Genomic DNA, 20,804 nt, shown 5'->3' with positions numbered 1-20,804 from the left:
AATGCTGTCTGGCGATCCGCCCGGGTGCATTGCCCGGGCGCCCTGTCTTGTATGCGTGGTGGCAGGCCGGTGGTCAGCCGCGCAGGCGAGCCTGGAAGGCTTCGCCCAGTGCGTCGACCATGCAGCGCACCGCGCTGTCGACGGTCTCGTCCTGCAGGGTCGACCCAGTATCTTGCAAGGTCACCCGGAACGCAAGGCTTTTCTCGTCGTCGCCAATCGAGGCCGACGCAGCCTTCGGACGGAACTCGTCGAACAGCACAAGGCTCTGGCAGAAGCGGCCATAGCCCTGCTTGTCGAGCGCTGCACGCATGGTGTCCAGCAGGTCCTGCACGCGCACCGACTGCTTCACCACCACGGCCAGGTCACGCACGACGGCCGGGAACTTCGAGATCTCGGTGTAGGCCGGCAGACCGGTTTCACGCAGCGCATCGAGCTGAAGCTCGAACACCACCGGAGCCTGCGTCAGCTCATACTCCTGCAGCCAACGCGGATGCAGTTCGCCGACCACGCCGACCGGCTTGCCATCGACCAGCACGCGCGCTGCACGGCCCGGATGCAAGGCCGGATGCGCGACCGGCTCGAAGCGCGCCACACGCGGGTGGAACAATGCTTCCACGTCGCCCTTGATATCGAAGAAATCGACATTGCGCGTGGCGATGCCCCACTGCTCTTCGAACGCCGGTCCATAGGCAATGCCGGCAGCTACCATCGGCTGATGATAACCGGCAACCGTCAGGCCACCATCCTTCACATCCGCGTCGCGATGGAACACGCGACCGACTTCAAACAGACGCACGCGCGCAGCCTTGCGGTTCAGGTTGTAGCGCACCTTGTCGAGCAGCCCGCCGATCAGCGAGGAACGCATCACCGCAAGCTGGCTGGCGATGGGGTTCAGCAGTCGGATCGGATTGTCGTTGGCCGCGAAGTCGCGCTCCCACTTCTCTTCGACGAAAGCGAAGTTGATGACTTCCTGGTAATCGCGCGCCGCGACCGCGTGACGAACAACATGCGTGGAGCGGCGGCCTTCGTTGGTCGGACGCATTTCGCTCTCCGCGACGGGCGGACGCGCAGGAATGCGCTCGAAGCCGTAGATACGCGCGACTTCCTCGATCAGGTCTTCCTCGATCTCGATGTCGAAGCGGTAGCTCGGCGGCGTCACCTCGAACACCTCGCCTTCTGCACCCTGCTTACGCGTGAACGGCAATTGCAGGCGCTGGAACACGTCGGCCACCACAGCCGACGACAGTTCGATGCCCAGCACGCGCTCCGCCCGCGCGAGACGCAGGCTCACGGGCTTGCGCTGCGGCAGGTTGACGACATGGTCATCGACCGGCCCGGCCTGGCCGCCGCAGATCTCGAGGATCAGCGCGGTGATGCGTTCGATATGCTCGACCGTCGTGGCATAGTCCACGCCGCGCTCGAAGCGATGCGCCGCATCGGTCGAGAAGTTGTAGCGGCGCGCGCGACCCTGAATGGCCGACGGCCACCAGAATGCAGCTTCCAGGTAGATGTTGGTCGTGTCCAGCGTCACGGCGGTGCTGTCGCCACCCATGATGCCAGCCAGGCTCTCGATCTCCTTGTCGTCAGCGATGACGCCGACCTGCTCGTCGACCTCGATGGTGTTGCCGTTCAGCAGCTTGATCTGCTCGCCCTTGCGGCCCCAGCGCACATCGAGTCCGCCGTGGATCTTGTCCAGGTCGAACACGTGCGACGGGCGGCCCAACTCCAGCATGACGAAGTTGGAGATATCCACCAGCGCCGAGATGCTGCGCTGGCCCGAGCGCTCCAGGCGTTGCACCATCCATGCCGGCGTGGCGGCGTGGGCGTTCACGCCGCGGATCACGCGGCCCGAGAAACGGCCGCACAGGTCAGGCGCCGACACCTTCACCGGCAACTTGTCGTCGATGGTCACCGCGACCGGCTTCATCTCCGGCAGCGTCAACGCCGCGCCGGTCAGCGCCGCGACTTCACGCGCCACGCCATGGATCGACAGGCAATCGGCCTTGTTCGGCGTCAGCTTGATCACGAAGACCTGGTCGTCCAGGTCGAGGTAGTCGCGGATGTTCTGGCCGACCGGCGCGTCTTCCGGCAGCACCAGCAGGCCGCCGTGTTCTTCCGACAGCTTGAGCTCGCGCGCCGAACAAAGCATGCCGTAGCTTTCCACGCCACGCAGCTTGCCCACCTTGATTTCGAACGGCTTGCCATCGGGCTCCGCCGGCGGCAGCACGGCGCCGACCATCGCGCACGGCACCTTGATGCCGGGCTTGACGTTGGGGGCGCCGCAAACGATCTGCAGCGTCTCGCCGGCACCGACATCGACCACGCATACGTTAAGGCGGTCTGCGTTGGGATGGCGCTCGGTCGACAGCACGTGCGCGACCACCACCTTGTTGAACGGCGGCGCGACCGGGCCGACCTCTTCCACTTCGAGCCCGGCCATGGTCAGGCTGTGCGACAGCGCGTCGGTGGAAATCTTTTCAGGGTTGGCGAAGGTGCGAAGCCAGGATTCCGAGAATTGCATGGCGCTTCTGATCCGGTAAGTATTCTGTGATGTCTTTGACGAAGGGCTGGGCGGCGCTGCGTGTCAGGCGAACTGGCGCAGGAAGCGCACGTCGCCTTCGAAGAACAGGCGCAGGTCGTTGATGCCATAGCGCAGCATCGTCAGGCGCTCCAGGCCCGAGCCAAAGGCGAAGCCGATATAGCGCTCCGGATCCAGGCCCATATTGCGCAGCACGTTCGGATGCACCTGGCCGGAGCCGGAGATCTCCAGCCATTTGCCGTTGCCGAATGCCATGTCGATCTCGGCCGACGGTTCGGTGAACGGGAAATAAGACGGGCGGAAACGCACCTGGATATCGTCGCGCTCGAAGAACTTGCGCAGGAAATCGGTGTACACGCCCTTCAGGTCCGCGAAGCTCACGTCCTCGCCAATCCACAGGCCTTCGACCTGGTTGAACATCGGCGAGTGCGTGGCATCGCTGTCGACGCGGTAGGTGCGGCCGGGGCAGATCACCTTGATCGGCGGCATCGGCTTGCCGGCGTACTTCTCCACGTGCATCTTCGCGTAGCGCACCTGCATCGGGCTGGTGTGCGTACGCAGCAGCAGGAGCTTGTCGTCGCTGTCGCGGCCGTCGATATAGAACGTGTCCTGCATCGAACGCGCCGGATGGTTGTCCGGGTTGTTCAGCGCGGTGAAGTTCATCCAGTCGGTTTCGATCTCCGGGCCGTCGGCCACGTCGAAGCCGATCGAGCCGAAGATCTGTTCCACGCGCTCCCACGTGCGCATGACCGGGTGCAGGCTGCCACGGCTGACGGCACGGCCTGGCAGCGTCACGTCAATGGCTTCGGCGGACAGTCGCGCGTTCATCAGCGCGTCGGCCAGGGCCTGGCGGCGCGCCGTCAGTGCGGCTTCGACTTGCTGCTTCACCTGGTTGATACGCGCGCCTTCGCTCTTGCGCGTTTCCGGGTCGAGCTTGCCCAGGCCCTTGAGCAGTTCGGTCAGCGCGCCGGTCTTGCCGAGGAACCTGGCTTTCTCGTTTTCGAGCGTGGCGTTGTCGTTGGCGGCGGCGAAAGCGGCCTGGGCGTCGGCGACGATTTGATCCAGATCCTGGGACATGGCGGTCGTGGAAATAGCTTGGCGCCGTGACACGACGTCTGTCGCGGCGCAGGTTGGAGATCGTTTCGAATGGCGTTTCGGCACTGCCCGTGCGGGGCGTTGGCACAATCGGGACAATCGCCGAAGCGGCATTCGAAAATGAAAACGGGGCCCCGTGAGAGCCCCGTTTCAGCAGACCTTGCGGTCGGTGCTTGCCCGGCAACCCTTACGGGTTGCCGCAGCCGGCATCAGGCAACGGTGGCTTTCACCTGGTTGACGATGGCAGCAAAGGCAGGCTTGTCATGAATAGCCATGTCCGACAGCACCTTGCGGTCCAGTTCAATCGAGGCCTTCTTCAGACCGTTCATGAACACGCTGTAGGTCATGCCATGCTCACGCGTCGCGGCATTGATACGCGCAATCCAGAGCGCGCGGAACACGCGCTTCTTGTTGCGGCGATCGCGGTACGCGTACTGGCCAGCACGCATGACCGCCTGCTTGGCGATACGGTAGACATTATTGCGACGGCCGCGGTAACCCTTGGCAGCGTCGATGACTTTCTTGTGGCGGGCCCGTGCAGTAACCCCACGCTTAACTCGAGGCATTGAATACTCCTTTCGCTGTCGTTAGAGGTTATGCGTACGGCATCATTGCGCGCACCGACTTGACGTCCGACTCGTGGACGTCCAGGGTGCCACGCAGGTGACGCTTGTTCTTGGTGGTCTTCTTGGTCAGGATGTGACGCTTGAAGGCCTGGCCGCGCTTGAACGAACCGTTCGGACGGGCAGTAAAGCGCTTGGACGCGCTTTTCTTCGTCTTCATCTTCGGCATGAAAAACTCCAGCTCTATGACATGCATGCAGGTGGACGGCTGTCGCCGACGCTTGCAAGACCCGCATCCACTTGTTTTTGCACGGTTCCCGGAAAGGGTTCCGCGCTACTTCCACGCGACACAACGCCGGAATGCCTTGGCATCCCGGCCGCCGCATCGCGCAAAAATTACTTCTTCTTCTTGGGGGCGAGCACCATCACCATCTGGCGCCCTTCCATCTTCGGCATCTGCTCGACCTGGCCGATTTCCTCCAGGTCCGCCTTCAGGCGTTCGAGCACGCGCGCGCCGATTTCCTGGTGCGCCATCTCACGGCCGCGGAAGCGCAGCGTGATCTTGGTCTTGTCGCCGTCTTCCAGGAAACGCTTCAGGTTGCGCAGCTTGACGTTGTAGTCGCCGTCATCCGTGCCAGGGCGGAACTTCACTTCCTTGACCTGGATGATCTTCTGCTTCAGCTTCGCCTCGTGCGCGCGCTTGGCTTCCTCGTACTTGAACTTCCCGTAATCCATGATCCGGGCGACGGGCGGAGTCGCGTTCGGGGCGATCTCCACCAAATCCAAGTCCTTATCCTCAGCCAGGCGAAGCGCGTCCATGAACTTGACGATGCCAAGCTGCTCGTTATCAACCCCTACCAGGCGCAGTTCGGGCGCGAGGATCTCACGGTTGATGCGGTGACCTTTGTCCGTAGCGATGTTCCGTTACCTCAAGAAGACAAAAAAACAAGCCGTGCTTCCGACCCATCAGGCTTTGCTGGCAACGTCCTGTTGCAGACGCTCCACAAACGCGGAGACGGGCATCACACCCAGATCCACGTTGCCACGGGCACGCACGGCCACTTGATTTCCATCTCGCTCCTTGTCGCCCACCACCAGCAGGTAGGGAATCTTTTGAAGCGAATGCTCGCGGATTTTATACGTAATTTTCTCGTTACGCAAATCGGCCTTCGCCCTAAACCCTTGTTTTAGCAGCGATTGCACGACGTTTTCAGCATATTCGGCCTGCGAATCCGCGATATTCATGACCACCACCTGCTCCGGCGCCAGCCAGGCGGGCAGCGCACCCGCATGGTTTTCGAGCAGGATGCCCAGGAAGCGCTCGAACGAACCCAGGATCGCCCGGTGCAGCATCACGGGACGCTTGCGCGAGTTATCCTCGGAAACGTACTCGGCATCCAGGCGCTCCGGGAGGACCAGGTCCAGCTGCAGCGTGCCGCACTGCCACGAACGGCCAATGGCGTCCTTGATGTGGTACTCGACCTTCGGGCCGTAAAAAGCGCCTTCGCCTGGCAGTTCTTCCCACTCCACGCCACAGGCGCGCAGCGCCAGGCGCAGGCCTTCTTCGGCGTGGTCCCAGACCTCGTCCGAGCCGGCGCGCTGATCCGGGCGCAAGGACAGCTTGACCGCCACATCCTTGAAGCCGAAATCGTCGTACACCGAGAACGCCAGTTCGTTGAAGGCCTTTGCCTCGGCCACGATTTGCTCTTCCGTGCAGAAGATATGCGCATCATCCTGCACAAAGCCCCGCACACGCATCAGGCCATGCAACGCGCCGGACGGCTCGTTGCGATGGCAGGCGCCGAATTCGGCCAGGCGCAGGGGCAGATCGCGATAGGAACGCAGGCCGTGGTTGAAGATCTGCACATGCCCCGGGCAGTTCATCGGCTTGATCGCGTAGTCGCGCTTCTCAGATTCCGTGACGAACATGTTCTCTTTGTAGTTCTGCCAGTGGCCGGATTTCTCCCAGAGCGAACGGTCCATCACTTGCGGCGTACGCACTTCGTCGTAGCCCGCTTCCGTCAGGCGGCCGCGCATGTATTGCTCGACTGCCTGCCAAACCTGCCAGCCTTTCGGATGCCAGAACACCATGCCCGGCGCCTCTTCTTGCAGATGGAACAGGTCGAGCGATTTGCCAAGCTTGCGGTGATCGCGCTTCTCGGCCTCTTCAAGCATGTGCAGGTAGGCTTCCTGGTCTTCCTTCTTCGCCCAGGCCGTGCCGTAGATGCGCTGGAGCATCTCGTTGTTGGCATCGCCGCGCCAGTAGGCGCCAGCCACCTTCATTAGCTTGAACACCTTCAGCTTGCCCGTCGACGGCACGTGCGGGCCGCGGCACAGGTCGACGAACTTGCCTTCGCGGTACAGCCCGATCTCCTGGTCCGCCGGAATCGAGGCGATGATCTCGGCCTTGTACTTTTCGCCCATCGACTCGAACAGCGCCACCGCTTCGTCGCGGTTCCACACCTCGCGCGTGACCTTCTCGTCCTTGCGCGACAACTCCGTCATCTTCTTTTCGATGGCGGCGAGATCTTCCGGCGTGAAGGGTCGCTTGTAGGCGAAGTCGTAGTAAAAGCCGTTTTCGATCACCGGCCCGATCGTCACCTGCGCTTCCGGGTAGAGTTCCTTGACCGCATAAGCCAGCAAGTGGGCCGTCGAGTGGCGGATGACATCGACGCCGTCGGCATCCTTGTCCGTGATGATGGCCAGCGTCACATCGCGATCGATCGAGTAGCTCGTATCGACCAGGTTGCCATCCACCTTGCCAGCCAGCGCGGCCTTGGCCAGGCCCGTACCGATGCTCTGCGCCACTTCGGCAACCGTTACCGGGCCGGGAAACTCGCGACGGGACCCATCCGGCAGCGTGATTGCGATCATTTCGACTCTCCAGGATTCCACCCCGGCGCCTGACGGTCGCGGGCGGATCAAACTGCATCTTTTGTAGCACCGACCCACCCCGAAACAGGCGGCGCGCCGGCAACGTTCTTGGTGCCGCCCACAGCAGGCGGCAAGCTTATCAGGCAGCTGGCAGGCGACAGACGAAAAAAAACGCGGCCAAGGCCGCGTTTCTCTTTGTCAAATCCGGATTCAACCGGGACGGAGGCGCACCTCGACTACTGTCGCTTGCCAGCGGTAGTAGTTCGCGGTGTCATGAACATGATGCCTTTCCGTTCCTTGCGAGGTTGAATCGGACTTGCCGCACTGTGTTGTTGTACTGCTGTGGTACTGCCGTACTGCAATTCGTTGGTAGGCTCGATTGGACTCGAACCAACGACCCCCACCATGTCAAGGTGGTGCTCTAACCAGCTGAGCTACGAGCCTAGCGAAGCAGCAATTATAGCCTTACTTTCTTCGCGCTTGCAATACCCCCTGCACATCTTCGATCAGGGACAGTGCGCGCTGCAGTTGCGTGGCCTCCGATACCTCAGCCGTGAACTGCATCCGCGCCACGCCCTTGCTCGACAGCGTCTTCACGCCCGTTACGTTTATCTTCTCGCGCGACAGGACTTCGGAGATATCGCGCAGCAGTCCCTGGCGGTCGACGGCCTCGACATGGATATCGACCGGATACACCGCATCGCTCTTCTTGCCCCATTCCGTCTGGATGACGCGCTCCGGCGCGCGCGCCGAAAGCTGCTGGAACGTGTGGCAGTTGCGCCGATGAATCGATACCCCTCGCCCGCGCGTGACAAATCCCACGATGTCGTCGGGCGGCGCCGGCTTGCAGCAGCGGGACATCTGCGTCATCAGCGAATCCACGCCGACCACGAGCACGCCGGTCTTGGCGCCGCGCGCCACGCTGGTGGCACGGCTCTTCTTGGTGACGGCGTCCTCTTCGCTGATCGGCGCCTGCACCTCGCCTTCCGGATGCCGCAGCGCGTGCTCCACATGTCGCAGGCTGAATTCTTCCTTCGCCACCGCGGCGAACAGATCGTCCGGCGACTTGAAGCCGAGCCGCGTCGCGAGGTCTTCGAGCTTGACCGCGGTCTTGCCTTCGCGCTGCAACGTCTTGTCGATCAGCACGCGCCCCTGCGCGATGGTCTCCTGCGAGTCCAGTGCGTTGAACCACGCGCGCACCTTGGCGCGCGCGCGGCTGCTCGCCAGGTAGCCAAGCTCCGGGTTGAGCCAGTCACGCGATGGCCCGCCCTGCTTCACTGCAATGATTTCGACGGTCTGGCCGTTCCTCAGCGGCGTATTGAGCGGCACCATGGTGCCGTCGACACGCGCGCCGCGGCAGCGATGGCCGAGGTCGCTGTGCAGGTAGTAGGCGAAGTCCAGCGGCGTGGCGCCCTGCGGCAGCGCAATCACGCGCGCCTGCGGCGTCAGCACGTAGATGTGGTCGTCGATGGCCGCGTGCTTGAGTTGCTCCCACGGCGATTCATCGTGGGTCACGCTATGGTCGGCATCGTCCTTCCACGCCAGCAGCTGCCGCAGCCACGCGATTTTCTCGTCGTAGCTGTCGCTTGCGGCGAACTGCCCGCTGTAGCCCTTGCTGCCCGCCTCCTTGTAGCGCCAGTGCGCGGCCACGCCGTACTCGGCGAAGTGGTGCATTTCCTGCGTGCGGATCTGCACCTCGAACGCGCGCCCGTCGTCGCCGATCACCACCGTGTGCAGCGACTTGTAGCCATTGGACTTGGGCCGCGAAATGTAATCGTCGAACTCGCGCGGAATCGGCTGCCAGATATGGTGGACAATACCGAGCACCGTATAGCAGTCCTTGATATCGTCCACGATCACGCGGAACGCGCGCACGTCATACAGGTCGGCAAAGTCGAGCTCCTTGCCGCGCATCTTCTTCCAGATGCTGTAGATATGCTTGGGCCGCCCGCTCACCTCGGCGCGGATGCCGGCCTCGGCCAGCTCCGCCTGCAGGCGCGCGATGGCGCTGGCGATATACCCTTCGCGCTCGATGCGCTTTTCGTCGAGCAGCTTGGCGATGCGCTTGTAGGTATCGGGCTGCTCGAAGCGGAAAGCCAGATCCTCCAGCTCCCACTTCATCTGCCAGATACCCAGCCGATTGGCGAGCGGCGCGTAGATGTCGAGCGTCTCGCGCGCCAGGCCCGGCAGCGGCTCGCGCTTGTGCTGCGCCAGCCAGCGCAGCGACTGCAGCCGCGACGCCAGGCGCACGAGTACCACGCGGATGTCCTGCGCGAATGCCAGCAGCATCTTGCGCAGCGCTTCCACCTGTTCGTGCCGTGCCTGCGCCACGTTGCGCGAAGCCTCCTGCACGTCATGGCCGCCGGCGATGGCGCCGATGCGCAGCAGCTGTCGCACGCCCTTCACCATTCTGCTCACGTCTTCGCCGAATCGCGCTTCGATGTCCGCTTCCGCCGCGGGCGCGAACTCGGCCAGCGGGAACAGGCAGCAGGCGGCGCGCGCCGCGTCGTCCACGCGCAGGCCGTCGAGGATGCGCAGCATCCCTTCCGCATGCGAAAGCACCGGCTCGCCGGTCGGCAGCAAGGCATCACCCGCCTGCTCGCGCACGTACGCCAGCGCACGCCCGACCATGTCGGCGTCCGGGACGCCGGCAACCTGGCCGGCCAGGTCGGTAGACGTCACCATAGGGTCACCATGTCACGACGCCGTCTTCAGTTGAGCGCAGCGGTCACCACCACTTCGATCAGGTAGTCGGGATTGGCCAGCTTCGCTTCGACGGTGGCGCGCGGCGGCGTGTTGCCCTGCGGCACCCACGCGTCCCACACCTCGTTCATCTTGCCGATCAGTTCGATGTCGGTCAGAAAGATCTGGCACGACAGGATGCGCGCCTTGTCGCTGCCGGCCTCTGCCAGCAGGCGATCGATGTGACCCAGCACTTCGCGGGTCTGGCCGTGGATGTCGGCCTTCGGGTCGACTTCGGGGACCTGACCGGCCAGATAGACCACGCCGTTGTACACCGCGTATTCGGACAGGCGCTTGCCCACGTGGGCGCGCTTCAGTTCATTGCTGCTCATGACAAATCAAACGCATTCAGGTTGATACGACCGATCCGGCTCGGCACCGCTCAGGCACTGCCCAGGAAAAACTGGCGGGCCACGGCGATCTGCGCCGGATCGACAAAAGTCGGTGCATGCCCCACATCGGGGATTTCCACCGAACTGACATGCTTGCCGCGCGCCACCATGTCCGCCACGGTGTCGCGCAGCAGCAGGTCCGATTGCGCGCCACGCACGACCAGCACCGGCGCCGTGATGGCTTCGAACATGTGCCACATGGTGGCCTCGCCCGCCGCCAGCTGCTCCGGCGTGGCACCGCGGAACGGCACGGCCAGCGCCGGATCGTAATGCAAGCCCCATTCCAGGCCTTGCGCGCCCTGGACGGGCTTGAGTATCGCGCCGTTCAGCTCGCGCCATTGTTCCGGCGTATGGCGTCCGAACGATGCGCTGATGGTTTGCAGGTAGGCCAGACCTTCCTCGAAGGTCTTGAAGCGCACCGGCAGCCCCAGGTAGGAACCGATCCGCTCCACGGCAGAGGCCGTGATGCGCGGCCCCACATCGTTGAGCAGCAGCTTGCGCACGGGCGAATTGGGCAACCCCGCCAGGCCCATGCCGATCAGGCCGCCCATCGAGGTGCCGAACCAGTCGACCTTCTCCACGTTCAGCCTGGCGATCAGCGTGACCATGTCCGCCATGTACTTCGGCACCACGTAGTTGCTCGGGTCGGGCAACCAGTCTGAGCGCCCGCGGCCGGCCACGTCGGGACACACCACGCGGTACTCGCCGCACAGCGACTGGGCCAGCATGTCGAAGTCGCGGCCCGTGCGCGTCAGGCCATGCACGCACATCAGCACGCGCGGATTGGCCGGGTCGCCCCATTCGTGATAGGCCATGCGGTGCAGGCCCGCCGGACTGATGCACTGGACGAAGCCAAGGCGCGGACTGGCAGACATCTGAACTCCCTGACGAACCGGCCGCCGCTGAGGCTTTGCCGGAGGTTGAGCAAAGCAGGATTGTACGCCGCAGCGGTTACAATGCCACAGCACTACGCGCGCTACGACGCACACGCCGCCCCGCCTGGCGCAGCCACCCGCGCAGCGTTGCAGGCACGGGCGAAGCGGTTCGGCCGGCCGTGTCCGGCCATCCATTCTCTCGACCCTCGATCTCGACGGAGGCTTACATGCTCAAAGGCAAGACGGCACTGGTGACTGGCTCGACCAGCGGCATCGGACTCGGCATCGCGCAGGCACTCGCGGCGCAAGGCGCCAACATCATCGCCAACGGCTTTGGTGACGTGGAGGACGCAAAGCGCGAAATCGCGCAGGCCGGCACCGGCATCAAGGTCGGCTACCACGGCGCGGACATGAGCAAGTCGGCCGAAATCGAGGACATGATGCGCTATGCCGAGTCCGAATTCGGCGGCGCCGACATCCTCGTCAACAATGCGGGCATCCAGTTCGTGGCGAACATCGAGGACTTCCCGACCGATCGCTGGGACGCGATCATCGCCATCAACCTGACCTCCGCCTTCCACACCACGCGCCTGGCATTGCCCGGCATGAAGCGGAAGAACTGGGGCCGCATCATCAATATCGCCTCGACCCACGGGCTGGTGGCATCGGCGCAGAAGTCCGCCTACGTGGCCGCCAAGCACGGCATCGTCGGCCTGACCAAGGTTACGGCGCTCGAAACCGCGCAGACCGGCGTGACCGCGAACGCGATCTGCCCGGGCTGGGTGCTGACGCCGCTGGTGCAGAAGCAGGTCGACGCGCGCGCGCAGAAGGAAGGCATCCCGGTCGAGCAGGCCAAGCGCGAGCTGGTGATCGAGAAGCAGCCGTCGGGCCAGTTCGTCACGCCCGAGGAACTCGGCGCGCTGGCGGTGTTCCTGGCTTCCGAGGCGGCGCGCCAGGTACGCGGCGCGATCTGGAACATGGACGGCGGCTGGGTCGCGCAGTAAACCTGCCCGCCGGAACGCAAAAAGCCCCGCTTCGCAGCGGGGCTTTTTGCATCCAGCCGGAGACGCTTACAGCAGCGGTGCGCCGGTTTTGCTCTGGATTTCCTCGCGGCTCACGCCGGGCGCGGTTTCCACGAGCTTCAGACCGTCCGCCGTCACGTCGATGACGCCGAGGTCGGTAATGATGCGGTTGACCACGCCCAGGCCGGTCAGCGGCAGGTTGCATTCCTTCAGGATCTTGATGTCCTCGGTGCCGTCCTTCTTCTTGGCGGTGTGTTCCATCAGCACCACCACGCGGCCCACGCCGGCGACCAGGTCCATCGCGCCGCCCATGCCCTTGACCATCTTGCCCGGAATCATCCAGTTGGCCAGGTCGCCCTTCTCGCTGACCTGCATCGCGCCCAGGATGGCCAGGTTGATATGGCCGCCGCGGATCATCGCGAAGGAATCGGCCGACGAGAAAATCGACGAGCCCGGCAGCGTCGTCACGGTCTGCTTGCCGGCGTTGATCATGTCGGCGTCCACTTCGTCCTCGGTCGGGAACGGGCCGATGCCAAGCAGGCCGTTTTCCGACTGCAGCCACACTTCCATGCCTTCCGGCACCCAGTTGGCCACCAGGGTCGGCAGTCCGATCCCCAGGTTCACGTAGAAGCCATCCTGCAATTCGGTCGCGGCGCGCGCGGCCATTTCGTCACGTGTCCATGCCATGATGTGTCTCCCTCTTACTTGGCGGCACGCACGGTGCGCTGCTCGATGCGTTTCTCTGGGTTGGTGTTCAGCACCAGGCGCTTGACGAAGATGCCAGCCAGGTGGATCTCATCCGGGTCCAGCTCGCCGGTTTCGACGATTTGCTCGACCTCGGCCACGGTGAATTTGCCGGCCATGGCGCACATCGGGTTGAAATTGCGCGCGGTACGGCGGAACACCAGGTTGCCGGCCTTGTCGGCCTTCCAGGCCTTGACCAGCGACACATCGGCGGTCAGCGAGCGCTCCATGACGTACTGTTCGCCATTGAATTCGCGGATTTCCTTGCCTTCGGCGACGATCGTGCCGACGCCGGTCTTGGTAAAGAAGGCCGGAATGCCCGAACCGCCGGCGCGCAGCTTCTCGGCCAGCGTGCCCTGCGGCGTGAATTCCAGCTCGAGTTCGCCGGCCAGGTACTGGCGCTCGAATTCCTTGTTCTCGCCCACGTAGGACGAGATCATCTTCTTGATCTGGCGCGTGGCCAGCAGCTGGCCCAGGCCGAAGCCGTCCACGCCGGCGTTGTTCGAGATGCAGGTCAGCTGCTTGACACCGGTGTCGCGCAGCGCGGCGATCAGTGCCTCGGGAATGCCGCACAGGCCGAAACCGCCCACGGCGATCGTCTGGCCGTCGCGGACGACGCCTGCAAGCGCCTCCGCGGCGCTGGCGTAGACCTTGTTCATGCTTCGCTCCTTCCTCGGTAGTCCCCTGTCGCCTGGCCCGCCGCCGGGTTGTGCGGCGGACGACGCAAGGAAATTGTAACGGTACAATCGGCGGCAGGCGCCGCGCTCTCGTCCGACCGAAAGGATACGCAACCCGCGCCACCTACGCCATTACGTAAAAATACATAAGTAGATGCCCGCCATCGATTACCAGACCGCTTTCCAGCTCGCCCCCGTGGGCCTGGTGCTGTCCCGCGAACGCATGATCGAGGACTGCAATGACGAAGTCTGCCGCATCTTCGGCACCACGCGGCAGGCATTGATCGGCGAATCGTTCCAGGTGCTATACCCCACCCCCGACGAATTCGAGCGCACCGGCGCACGCATCGTACCGATCATGAACAAGCGCGGTATGTACTCTGACGAACGGATCATGAAACGGGCCACTGGGGAACTGTTCTGGTGCCACGTCACGGGCCGGTCGCTGGACCGCTCGCAGCCGCTTGGCGCGGGAATCTGGACGTTCGAGGACTTGTCGCAGAAGCGGCAGGTAACCGCCGAGTTGACGGCGCGCGAACGTGATATTGCGGCGCAGCTCGTGGAAGGCAAGACCAGCAAGCAGATCGGCAAGCTGCTGGCGATCAGTCCGCGCACGGTCGATATCTATCGGGCGCGGCTGATGAAAAAATACGGAGCGAGTACGTCGGTGGATCTGGTGCAGCGGCTGGTAAACCATTGAGGCCCGATTCCAGACCTTTTCTCCCCTCGCCCGCTTGCGGCAGAGCAGAGCAAAGCAATCCAGCGACACGCGTTACGCTTCGACGATCGCCCGGATCTCCGCCGGCACCGGCACCGACTTCTCCGCCGCGTAGTCGCACCACACCACCTTCGCCCCGCCTTCGGCCCACACCACATCGGGCATATCGGTACGCACGATCTCCATGCGCGTCTCGAAGCTGGTGCGCCCGAGCTGCCCCGCATAAACGCGGCATTCGATCGTCCCCGGATAGCGCAGCTGCTTCAGGAACGTCATGTGCGCATTGATGATGACCGGCCCCTGTCCCTTCGGATCCTTGCCGCCGCGCCCGAGCGAGGCGAACCACTCGATGCGCGCCTGCTCCAGGTACTGGAAGTAGACGGTATTGTTGACATGGCCCATCGCGTCCATGTCGCCCCAGCGGATCGGCATGACCGCCGTATAGACGTGCTTCATCACGGCCTCCAAAGCAACAGGCCCACCATTGCTGGCGGGCCGGTCCGATGATTTAGCGCTTGGCGATCGAGGCTTCGGCCTTGGTCACGAGGTCGGCGCCGATCTGCTTCTTCCACTTGTCGTAGACCTTGGCGGTCGCCTTGCGGAAGGCATCGTGCTCGGCCGGCGTCAGGTGCGTGACCTTGACGCCGTGGCCTTCCATGTCCTTCCAGGCGGGCGCGCCCGGCTCGGACAGGCCCTTGCGGGCCAGCGCGATTTCCTGCTTGCCGGCGTCGATGGCGGCCTGCCTGACGATTTCGCGGTCGGCCGGCGTCCAGCTTTCCCAGATCTGCTTGTTGACAACGAAGATCAGCGGATCAGCCACATAGCCCCAGGTGGTCACGAACTTCTGGCCCACCGTGTACAGCTTGGCAGCGGCGAACACCGACTGCGGGTTCTCCTGGCCATCCACGGCGCCCGAGGCCATGGCCGGCTGCGCGTCGGCCCAGCTCATCTGGGTCGGGTTGGCGCCCAGCGCGTTGAAGGTCTCGATGTACAGCGGCGAACCCACCACGCGCAGCTTCATGCCCTTGAGGTCATCCGGCTTGCGGATTTCCTTCTTGGAGTTGGAAACTTCGCGGAAGCCATTCTCGCCCCAGGCCAGCGGCACCACGCCCGCCTTTTCCAGCGTCGTGAAGATCTGCTTGCCGACTTCGCCCTGCGTCAGTGAATCCAGCGCCTTGTAGTCGGGCATCAGGAACGGCAGCGAGAACAGGTTCAGTTCCTTGACTTGCGGCGACCAGTTGATGGTCGAGCCCACGGCCATGTCGATGACGCCCTGGCGGATCGCCGAGAACTCGCGCGTCTGGTCGCCGGCCACCAGCGAGGTGCCCGGGTACAGCTTGATGTTGATGCGGCCGTTGGTGCGCTGCTTGACCAGGTCGGCCCAGATCTCGCCGCCCTTGCCCCACGGGAAGGCCGGGCCGAGCACCAGCGACATCTTGTACTCGGGCTTGTAGGTCTGCGCCATGGAGGCGGCGGGCGCGAAGGCGGAAGCGGCGATCGTGGCAGCGATCGACAGCATCAGGGCACGGCGTTTCATCGGGTCTCTCCTCTTGGATCGTTGTTGCTTGCGTGTTGCTCGTTGTTTGTATTGGCTACGCTTGAATCAATAGCCCAGGTAGTTCGGCAGCCAGGTGGCCAGCGGCGGATAGGCCAGAACCATCAGCATGGCGACGAACATCGCCAGCAGCATCCAGATCACCCAGGGCACGGTCTCTTCCATGCGCACGCGGGCAATCCGGCACGACACCATCAGGTTCACGGCCAGCGGCGGCGTGAACTGGCCCAGTGCCACCTTCAGTGTCAGCACCACGCCAAACCACACCGGGTTCCAGTGGAAGGCGTTGGCGATCGGCAGCAGCAGCGGCACGAAGATCAGGAAGATCGAGATGCCGTCGAGGAACATGCCCACCGTCATCAGCAGCAGCACGATCAGCGCCAGCACGCCGTATTCGCCGAGCCCGGAGTTGGCGATGGCGTGCGCCAGCGGATCGATCACGCCCAGCGTGGACAGCGCATACGCGAAGATGCCCGCCAGCGCCACCACGAGCAGGATCACGGCCGAGGTTTCAGCCGCTTCCTGGAAGATCACGAACAGGTCCCTCATGCCGATGCTGCGGTAGATCACCATGCCCACGAACAGGCCATAGACCACCGCCACCACCGCGGCTTCGGTCGGCGTGAACCAGCCGGCGCGCATGCCGCCCAGGATCAGGAACGGCGCCACCAGCCCCCAGGCCGCCTCGCGCAGGCTCTTCCAGAACGGCGGTCGCGGCAGCGAGGCTTCGATCGCGCCCATGTTGTGCTTGCGCGCGAGCCACACCGCCGGCACGATCAGCGCCACGCCGGCCAGCACGCCCGGAACCATGCCCGCCGCAAACAGCGCCGGCACTGACGCGCCCGGGACCAGCACGCTGTAGATGATGAAGGCCACCGAGGGCGGGATCAGGATGTCGGTCGCCGCCGCGGCGCCGACCACCGCCGCGCTGTACGAACCCGGATAGCCGGCCCGCGACATCGCCGCGATCATCACGCCGCCGACCGCCGCCGCATTGGCGGGGCCGGAGCCCGAGATGCCGCCCAGGAACATGGCCACCAGGATGGCCACCAGCGGCAGCATGCCCGGCCCCCGCCCGACGATGGCGATGGCAAACGTCACCAGCCGCTGCGCGACGCCGGAACGGTCGAAGATCGAGCCGACCAGCACGAACATCGGAATGGCCAGCAGCGGATACTTGGCCAGGCCCGCGTAGAAATTCTGCGGCACGGCCAGCAGGCCGAACATCTGGGTATCGAGGTTGGACAGGCCGATGGCGATCAGGCCGCCCATCCCCAGCGATACGCCAATCGGCACGCCCAGCAGCATCAGGCCAATGAAGACCACGAACAGGATAATGGCGATCAGCGTCATGGCTTCCGCCCCTGTCCGTTGCGGCCAGCGTGCAGTGCCTTGAGCGCGCGCAGGTTGCGCGTCATCAGGCCGAATGCGCGCAGCGCAATGCCGGCCGACAGCACCGGCAGCCAGACCGAATACCACCAGCTTGGCACGCCAATGCCCGGCGAGGTCTCGCCGTAGGTGTATTCATCCCACGTAATGCGGGCGCCCAATATGGCCAGCGCGATAAACATCACGGCGACGACCAGCGCCGACAGGATCGCCAGCCGCTTCTGCCGCGCCTGGCTGCCGCGCTCGAAGAAGAACTCGATGCGGATATTGCGGTCGCGCGCCACCGCGGCGCTGCCGGCGACCAGCGCCAGCACGATCATCAGGAAAACCGAAAACTCCTCGGTCCAGGCAAATGACTCGTCGGTGAAATAGCGGACCACCACATTGGCGAAGGTGATGCAGACCAGCAGCACCATCACGACCACCCCGATCCAGTCCTCGATGCGGGGCGAAACCCGGAATTCGGCGTCTTGCGCCTCGTCTGCCGCCTGCGGGATCACCGCGGAATCGACGACGTGTTGCGGCACGGCGTCGCGCCGTGCCTGCTCTTGTTGCTCCATCTCCCCGGCCTCCGGTCCGGGCTGCTCGGGCCGGACGGCCACCACAGCTTATTTGTATGTAAAGACTTAATCTGAAAACATGGCGGATTATGCCAAGACTGGCGCGCCCTGTATCGGGTTTTATTGCCACCTGCGTGGAAGCCGCGCTCGAATATCGCCCGAGGGGACCGGATAAGCCCTGGGCGATGCAAAAACAAAGCGCTGCCCTTCGGCTTTTGGCCTTGGGCAGCGTATGCCGGCGCGGCGCCGGACAGCAGTCGATCCGGCTCAGACCATGCCGTCGTCGGCGGTAATGACTGCGCCGTTGATGAACTGCGACTGGTCCGAAGCCAGCAGCAACAGCAGGCCGTCGAGGTCTTCAGGCTTGCCCAGGCGCTTGCGCGGCAGCATCTGGATCAGCTTCTGGCCGGCATCGGTGTCCCAGTGATGGTGGTTGATGTCGGTGTCGATGTAACCGGGGCAGACCGCGTTGACGTTGATGCCATGGCGCGCCCATTCGAGCGCCATGGCCTTGGTCATATGCACCACGGCCGCCTTGCTCATGCAGTAGATGCCGATTTGCGACAGTACCTTCAGGCCCGCGACCGACGCGACATTGATAATGCGCGCCTGCGGCAGCGGGTTGCCGTTTTTCTCGGCCCCCTTGGCGCGCGCCATCATGCGCTTGGCGACTTCCTGTGCAACGAAGAAGGCGCCACGGGTATTGGTATCGAAGACGAAATCGAAATCTTCGGCAGTGACATCCGTCAGCTTCTGCGTCGTCGAGACGCCCGAATTGTTGACAAGAATATCGATGGCGCCCGCCTCGGTTTCCGCGTGCGCAACTGCCGCGCGAATGCTGACCGGGTCGGTCACGTCCAGGCGCACCACATGGGCGCTGCCGCCTTCAGCCTCGATCGACGCGCGCAGTTCCTTAAGGCGCTCCGTGCGGCGCGAAGCCAGCACAACCTTGGCGCCGGCGGCCGCGAGAACCGTTGCAAAACGCGAGCCGAGCCCGCTTGAAGCCCCGGTCACGAGCGCGACCTTGCCTTCCAGATTGATCGACAAACCCATATCTACCCCGCGTGCTGGCGTGACCGTGTGGCGCACCCTGCCCAATGAGAATCGGAAGGCAGAATACCAAAAAAAAGAACGACCGTTCCAAAAAAATCCTTGCCTGAGGGTGACGAGTCCCGGACAATGCCGGAGATTCTAAGAACTTGGCCCGTAAAGGGAAAGAGGGAAAACGCGCGGAACGGCGCGTCCTGGCGACCTTTCGATGCAAGCCGGTTCATTCGAACAAACAAGGCATTTCCCACAATTGCAGGCAAGGCGCCAAGAAACAGAGGGTTAGAGACAATGGATCAGCAGCAACTCCTGGAGCAGTTCGGGCCACGCGAGGCCATGGAATACGATGTGGTCATCGTCGGCGGCGGCCCTGGCGGCCTGGCTACGGCCATCCGCCTGAAGCAACTGGCACAGGAGAAAGGCAACGACGTCAATGTGTGCGTGCTTGAAAAAGGCTCGGAGCCCGGCGCGCATATCCTGTCGGGCGCCATCATGGACCCGCGCGCGCTCACCGAACTGTTCCCGAACTGGAAGGAACTGGGCGCGCCGCTGAACCAGCCGGTCACCGAGGACAAGTTCCTGTTCCTCAACGAAGGCGGTTCCAAGGGCACCCCGAACGCGCTGTTGCCGGAATGCTTCCACAACCACGGCAACTACATCGTCAGCCTGTCCAACGTCACGCGCTGGCTCGGCCAGCAGGCCGAAGCGCTGGGCGTGGAAATCTTCCCCGGCTTCCCGGCCGCCGAAGTGCTCTACAACGAAGACGGCTCGGTCAAGGGCGTGGCCACGGGCAATATGGGCATCGGCAAGGACGGCGAGCCCACTGACAATTTCCAGCTCGGCATGGAATTGCATGCCAAGTACACCATCTTCGCCGAGGGCGCTCGTGGCCACCTGGGCAAGCAGCTGATCGCGAAGTACAAGCTCGACGCCGGCAAGGATCCGCAGAGCTACGGCATCGGTATCAAGGAACTGTGGGAAATCGATCCGGCCAAGCACCAGCCCGGCCTGGTGGTCCACACGGCCGGCTGGCCGCTCGATCCGGCTACCTACGGCGGCTCCTTCCTGTACCACATGGAAGACAACAAGGTCGCGGTCGGCTTCGTCGTCGGCCTGGACTACACCAATCCGTGGCTGTCGCCGTTCGAGGAATTCCAGCGCTTCAAGACCCATCCGGAGATCCGCAAGTACTTCGAAGGCGGCAAGCGCCTCAGCTACGGCGCGCGCGCCATCACCGCCGGCGGCCTGCTGTCGCTGCCCAAGACGGTGTTCCCGGGCGGCGCGCTGGTCGGCTGCGACGCCGGCTACCTGAACGCCTCGCGCATCAAGGGCAGCCATGCCGCCATCAAGACCGGCATGATGGCCGCCGAAGCCGCCTATGACGCGCTGCAGGCCGGCCGCCAGGGCGACGAGCTGACCGCTTACCCGGCTGCGTTCGAGCAGAGCTGGCTGTACAAGGAACTGCTGCAGGCCAAGAACTTCAAGCAGTGGTTCAAGAAGGGCCGCACCACCGCCACGCTGATGACCGGCATCGAGCAGTGGCTGCTGCCGAAGCTGGGCATCCGCAACCCGCCCTGGACCATCCACCGCACCAAGCCCGACCACGTCTACCTGAAGCCGGCGGCGGAGTGCGAGAAGATCGTGTACCCGAAACCGGACGGCAAGCTGACCTTCGACCGCCTGAGCTCGGTGTTCATCAGCAACACCAACCACGAAGAAAACCAGCCGGCCCACCTGACGCTGAAAGACGCCAGCGTGCCGGTCAACGTCAACTGGGAAAAGTTCGCCGGCCCCGAAAGCCGCTACTGCCCGGCCGGCGTGTACGAGTTCGTGCAGGACGAGACCTCGGGCAAGGAACGCCTGCAGATCAATGCGCAGAACTGCGTGCACTGCAAGACCTGTGACATCAAGGACCCGACGCAGAATATCGTGTGGGTCACGCCGGAAGGCGGCGGCGGTCCGAACTACGTGAACATGTAAGACACCCGCCCGGGCCATGCGCCGGGCACCAT

At 63.9% G+C, this 20,804-nt stretch carries 19 protein-coding genes and 1 tRNA gene; 3 read left to right on the top strand and 17 right to left on the bottom strand.

All coding sequences use genetic code 11. The features are described 5' to 3' along the window. Window positions 1–73: 73 nt before the first annotated feature. The 10 genes from pheT to ACIGJC_RS06070 form a co-directional block, all read right to left on the bottom strand. Window positions 74–2,521, bottom strand: coding sequence for a phenylalanine--tRNA ligase subunit beta (gene pheT, locus ACIGJC_RS06115; RefSeq protein ID WP_483711123.1), 2,448 nt, complete (start codon window positions 2,519–2,521; stop codon window positions 74–76). 63 nt (window positions 2,522–2,584) lie between these two features. Further along, window positions 2,585–3,616 carry a phenylalanine--tRNA ligase subunit alpha gene (pheS, locus tag ACIGJC_RS06110; protein WP_211950268.1) on the bottom strand — a complete coding sequence of 344 codons (1,032 nt, stop codon included), beginning with the start codon at window positions 3,614–3,616 and terminating at the stop codon, window positions 2,585–2,587. A gap of 227 nt (window positions 3,617–3,843) precedes the next feature. Then, window positions 3,844–4,200: a 50S ribosomal protein L20 gene (gene rplT, locus ACIGJC_RS06105; RefSeq protein ID WP_008650487.1), complete on the bottom strand. Its 357-nt coding sequence runs from the start codon at window positions 4,198–4,200 to the stop codon at window positions 3,844–3,846. A 28-nt stretch (window positions 4,201–4,228) separates the two neighbouring features. Then, window positions 4,229–4,426 (bottom strand): 50S ribosomal protein L35, encoded by a 198-nt coding sequence (gene rpmI, locus ACIGJC_RS06100; RefSeq protein ID WP_483711122.1) that lies wholly within the window; start codon window positions 4,424–4,426, stop codon window positions 4,229–4,231. A 167-nt stretch (window positions 4,427–4,593) separates the two neighbouring features. Next, window positions 4,594–5,115 carry a translation initiation factor IF-3 gene (gene infC, locus ACIGJC_RS06095; protein ID WP_483711473.1) on the bottom strand — a complete coding sequence of 174 codons (522 nt, stop codon included), beginning with the start codon at window positions 5,113–5,115 and terminating at the stop codon, window positions 4,594–4,596. Between the two features lie 48 nt (window positions 5,116–5,163). Beyond that, window positions 5,164–7,071, bottom strand: a complete 1,908-nt coding sequence (gene thrS, locus ACIGJC_RS06090) for a threonine--tRNA ligase (RefSeq protein ID WP_483711121.1) — start codon at window positions 7,069–7,071, stop codon at window positions 5,164–5,166. A gap of 367 nt (window positions 7,072–7,438) precedes the next feature. Next, window positions 7,439–7,515, bottom strand: a tRNA-Val gene (locus ACIGJC_RS06085). 21 nt (window positions 7,516–7,536) lie between these two features. Further along, the gene (locus ACIGJC_RS06080) at window positions 7,537–9,756 is read right to left on the bottom strand and encodes a RelA/SpoT family protein (RefSeq protein ID WP_483711120.1); all 2,220 of its coding nucleotides are present in this window, start codon (window positions 9,754–9,756) and stop codon (window positions 7,537–7,539) included. Window positions 9,757–9,782: 26 nt separating this feature from the next. Continuing rightward, window positions 9,783–10,145, bottom strand: a complete 363-nt coding sequence (locus ACIGJC_RS06075) for a RidA family protein (protein WP_483711119.1) — start codon at window positions 10,143–10,145, stop codon at window positions 9,783–9,785. A gap of 50 nt (window positions 10,146–10,195) precedes the next feature. Further along, window positions 10,196–11,080 carry an alpha/beta fold hydrolase gene (locus tag ACIGJC_RS06070; protein ID WP_483711118.1) on the bottom strand — a complete coding sequence of 295 codons (885 nt, stop codon included), beginning with the start codon at window positions 11,078–11,080 and terminating at the stop codon, window positions 10,196–10,198. A 227-nt stretch (window positions 11,081–11,307) separates the two neighbouring features. On the opposite strand from ACIGJC_RS06070, the gene ACIGJC_RS06065 reads away from it, so the two are divergent. Further along, the gene (locus ACIGJC_RS06065) at window positions 11,308–12,084 is read left to right on the top strand and encodes a 3-hydroxybutyrate dehydrogenase (RefSeq protein ID WP_483711117.1); all 777 of its coding nucleotides are present in this window, start codon (window positions 11,308–11,310) and stop codon (window positions 12,082–12,084) included. Between the two features lie 66 nt (window positions 12,085–12,150). Here ACIGJC_RS06065 and ACIGJC_RS06060 read toward each other — a convergent pair whose 3' ends face one another. Continuing rightward, a complete protein-coding gene (locus tag ACIGJC_RS06060) occupies window positions 12,151–12,789 on the bottom strand; it encodes a CoA transferase subunit B (RefSeq protein WP_483711116.1) in 639 nt (212 codons plus the stop codon). 14 nt (window positions 12,790–12,803) lie between these two features. Then, complete coding sequence (locus ACIGJC_RS06055) at window positions 12,804–13,505, bottom strand: CoA transferase subunit A (protein ID WP_483711115.1); 702 nt, start codon at window positions 13,503–13,505, stop codon at window positions 12,804–12,806. 172 nt (window positions 13,506–13,677) lie between these two features. On the opposite strand from ACIGJC_RS06055, the gene ACIGJC_RS06050 reads away from it, so the two are divergent. Beyond that, window positions 13,678–14,223 carry a PAS domain-containing protein gene (locus tag ACIGJC_RS06050; protein ID WP_483711114.1) on the top strand — a complete coding sequence of 182 codons (546 nt, stop codon included), beginning with the start codon at window positions 13,678–13,680 and terminating at the stop codon, window positions 14,221–14,223. A gap of 72 nt (window positions 14,224–14,295) precedes the next feature. Here the strand turns inward: ACIGJC_RS06050 and ACIGJC_RS06045 are convergent, their stop codons facing one another. The 5 genes from ACIGJC_RS06045 to ACIGJC_RS06025 all read right to left on the bottom strand — a co-directional run bounded on the left by ACIGJC_RS06045 (window position 14,296) and on the right by ACIGJC_RS06025 (window position 18,798). After that, window positions 14,296–14,697: an acyl-CoA thioesterase gene (locus ACIGJC_RS06045; RefSeq protein ID WP_483711113.1), complete on the bottom strand. Its 402-nt coding sequence runs from the start codon at window positions 14,695–14,697 to the stop codon at window positions 14,296–14,298. 52 nt (window positions 14,698–14,749) lie between these two features. Beyond that, window positions 14,750–15,778, bottom strand: a complete 1,029-nt coding sequence (locus tag ACIGJC_RS06040; RefSeq protein ID WP_483711112.1) for a DctP family TRAP transporter solute-binding subunit — start codon at window positions 15,776–15,778, stop codon at window positions 14,750–14,752. Between the two features lie 66 nt (window positions 15,779–15,844). Next, entirely contained in the window at window positions 15,845–17,149 is a 1,305-nt protein-coding gene (locus tag ACIGJC_RS06035; protein ID WP_483711111.1) for a TRAP transporter large permease, read from the bottom strand. Further along, entirely contained in the window at window positions 17,146–17,745 is a 600-nt protein-coding gene (locus ACIGJC_RS06030; RefSeq protein ID WP_483711110.1) for a TRAP transporter small permease, read from the bottom strand. Before ACIGJC_RS06030 ends, ACIGJC_RS06035 begins: the two co-directional genes overlap by 4 nt. A gap of 267 nt (window positions 17,746–18,012) precedes the next feature. After that, window positions 18,013–18,798: an SDR family oxidoreductase gene (locus ACIGJC_RS06025; RefSeq protein WP_483711109.1), complete on the bottom strand. Its 786-nt coding sequence runs from the start codon at window positions 18,796–18,798 to the stop codon at window positions 18,013–18,015. Window positions 18,799–19,083: 285 nt separating this feature from the next. Between ACIGJC_RS06025 and ACIGJC_RS06020 the strand changes: the two genes are divergently transcribed. Further along, complete coding sequence (locus ACIGJC_RS06020; RefSeq protein ID WP_483711108.1) at window positions 19,084–20,772, top strand: electron transfer flavoprotein-ubiquinone oxidoreductase; 1,689 nt, start codon at window positions 19,084–19,086, stop codon at window positions 20,770–20,772. Window positions 20,773–20,804: the final 32 nt, after the last annotated feature.

It is taken from the genome of Cupriavidus sp. C3SS-1 (assembly GCF_057073755.1).
This window is presented reverse-complemented; position numbering and strand designations above follow the sequence as displayed.

What these genes read in the sequence shown, in the direction of transcription:
- pheT (WP_483711123.1), bottom strand. Translation starts at nt 2,521, where the DNA reads ATGCAATTCTCGGAATCCTGGCTTCGCACCTTCGCCAACCCTGAAAAG.
- pheS (WP_211950268.1), bottom strand. Translation starts at nt 3,616, where the DNA reads ATGTCCCAGGATCTGGATCAAATCGTCGCCGACGCCCAGGCCGCTTTC.
- rplT (WP_008650487.1), bottom strand. Translation starts at nt 4,200, where the DNA reads ATGCCTCGAGTTAAGCGTGGGGTTACTGCACGGGCCCGCCACAAGAAA.
- rpmI (WP_483711122.1), bottom strand. Translation starts at nt 4,426, where the DNA reads ATGCCGAAGATGAAGACGAAGAAAAGCGCGTCCAAGCGCTTTACTGCC.
- thrS (WP_483711121.1), bottom strand. Translation starts at nt 7,071, where the DNA reads ATGATCGCAATCACGCTGCCGGATGGGTCCCGTCGCGAGTTTCCCGGC.
- ACIGJC_RS06080 (WP_483711120.1), bottom strand. Translation starts at nt 9,756, where the DNA reads ATGGTGACGTCTACCGACCTGGCCGGCCAGGTTGCCGGCGTCCCGGAC.
- ACIGJC_RS06075 (WP_483711119.1), bottom strand. Translation starts at nt 10,145, where the DNA reads ATGAGCAGCAATGAACTGAAGCGCGCCCACGTGGGCAAGCGCCTGTCC.
- ACIGJC_RS06070 (WP_483711118.1), bottom strand. Translation starts at nt 11,080, where the DNA reads ATGTCTGCCAGTCCGCGCCTTGGCTTCGTCCAGTGCATCAGTCCGGCG.
- ACIGJC_RS06065 (WP_483711117.1), top strand. Translation starts at nt 11,308, where the DNA reads ATGCTCAAAGGCAAGACGGCACTGGTGACTGGCTCGACCAGCGGCATC.
- ACIGJC_RS06060 (WP_483711116.1), bottom strand. Translation starts at nt 12,789, where the DNA reads ATGGCATGGACACGTGACGAAATGGCCGCGCGCGCCGCGACCGAATTG.
- ACIGJC_RS06055 (WP_483711115.1), bottom strand. Translation starts at nt 13,505, where the DNA reads ATGAACAAGGTCTACGCCAGCGCCGCGGAGGCGCTTGCAGGCGTCGTC.
- ACIGJC_RS06050 (WP_483711114.1), top strand. Translation starts at nt 13,678, where the DNA reads ATGCCCGCCATCGATTACCAGACCGCTTTCCAGCTCGCCCCCGTGGGC.
- ACIGJC_RS06045 (WP_483711113.1), bottom strand. Translation starts at nt 14,697, where the DNA reads ATGAAGCACGTCTATACGGCGGTCATGCCGATCCGCTGGGGCGACATG.
- ACIGJC_RS06040 (WP_483711112.1), bottom strand. Translation starts at nt 15,778, where the DNA reads ATGAAACGCCGTGCCCTGATGCTGTCGATCGCTGCCACGATCGCCGCT.
- ACIGJC_RS06035 (WP_483711111.1), bottom strand. Translation starts at nt 17,149, where the DNA reads ATGACGCTGATCGCCATTATCCTGTTCGTGGTCTTCATTGGCCTGATG.
- ACIGJC_RS06030 (WP_483711110.1), bottom strand. Translation starts at nt 17,745, where the DNA reads ATGGAGCAACAAGAGCAGGCACGGCGCGACGCCGTGCCGCAACACGTC.
- ACIGJC_RS06025 (WP_483711109.1), bottom strand. Translation starts at nt 18,798, where the DNA reads ATGGGTTTGTCGATCAATCTGGAAGGCAAGGTCGCGCTCGTGACCGGG.
- ACIGJC_RS06020 (WP_483711108.1), top strand. Translation starts at nt 19,084, where the DNA reads ATGGATCAGCAGCAACTCCTGGAGCAGTTCGGGCCACGCGAGGCCATG.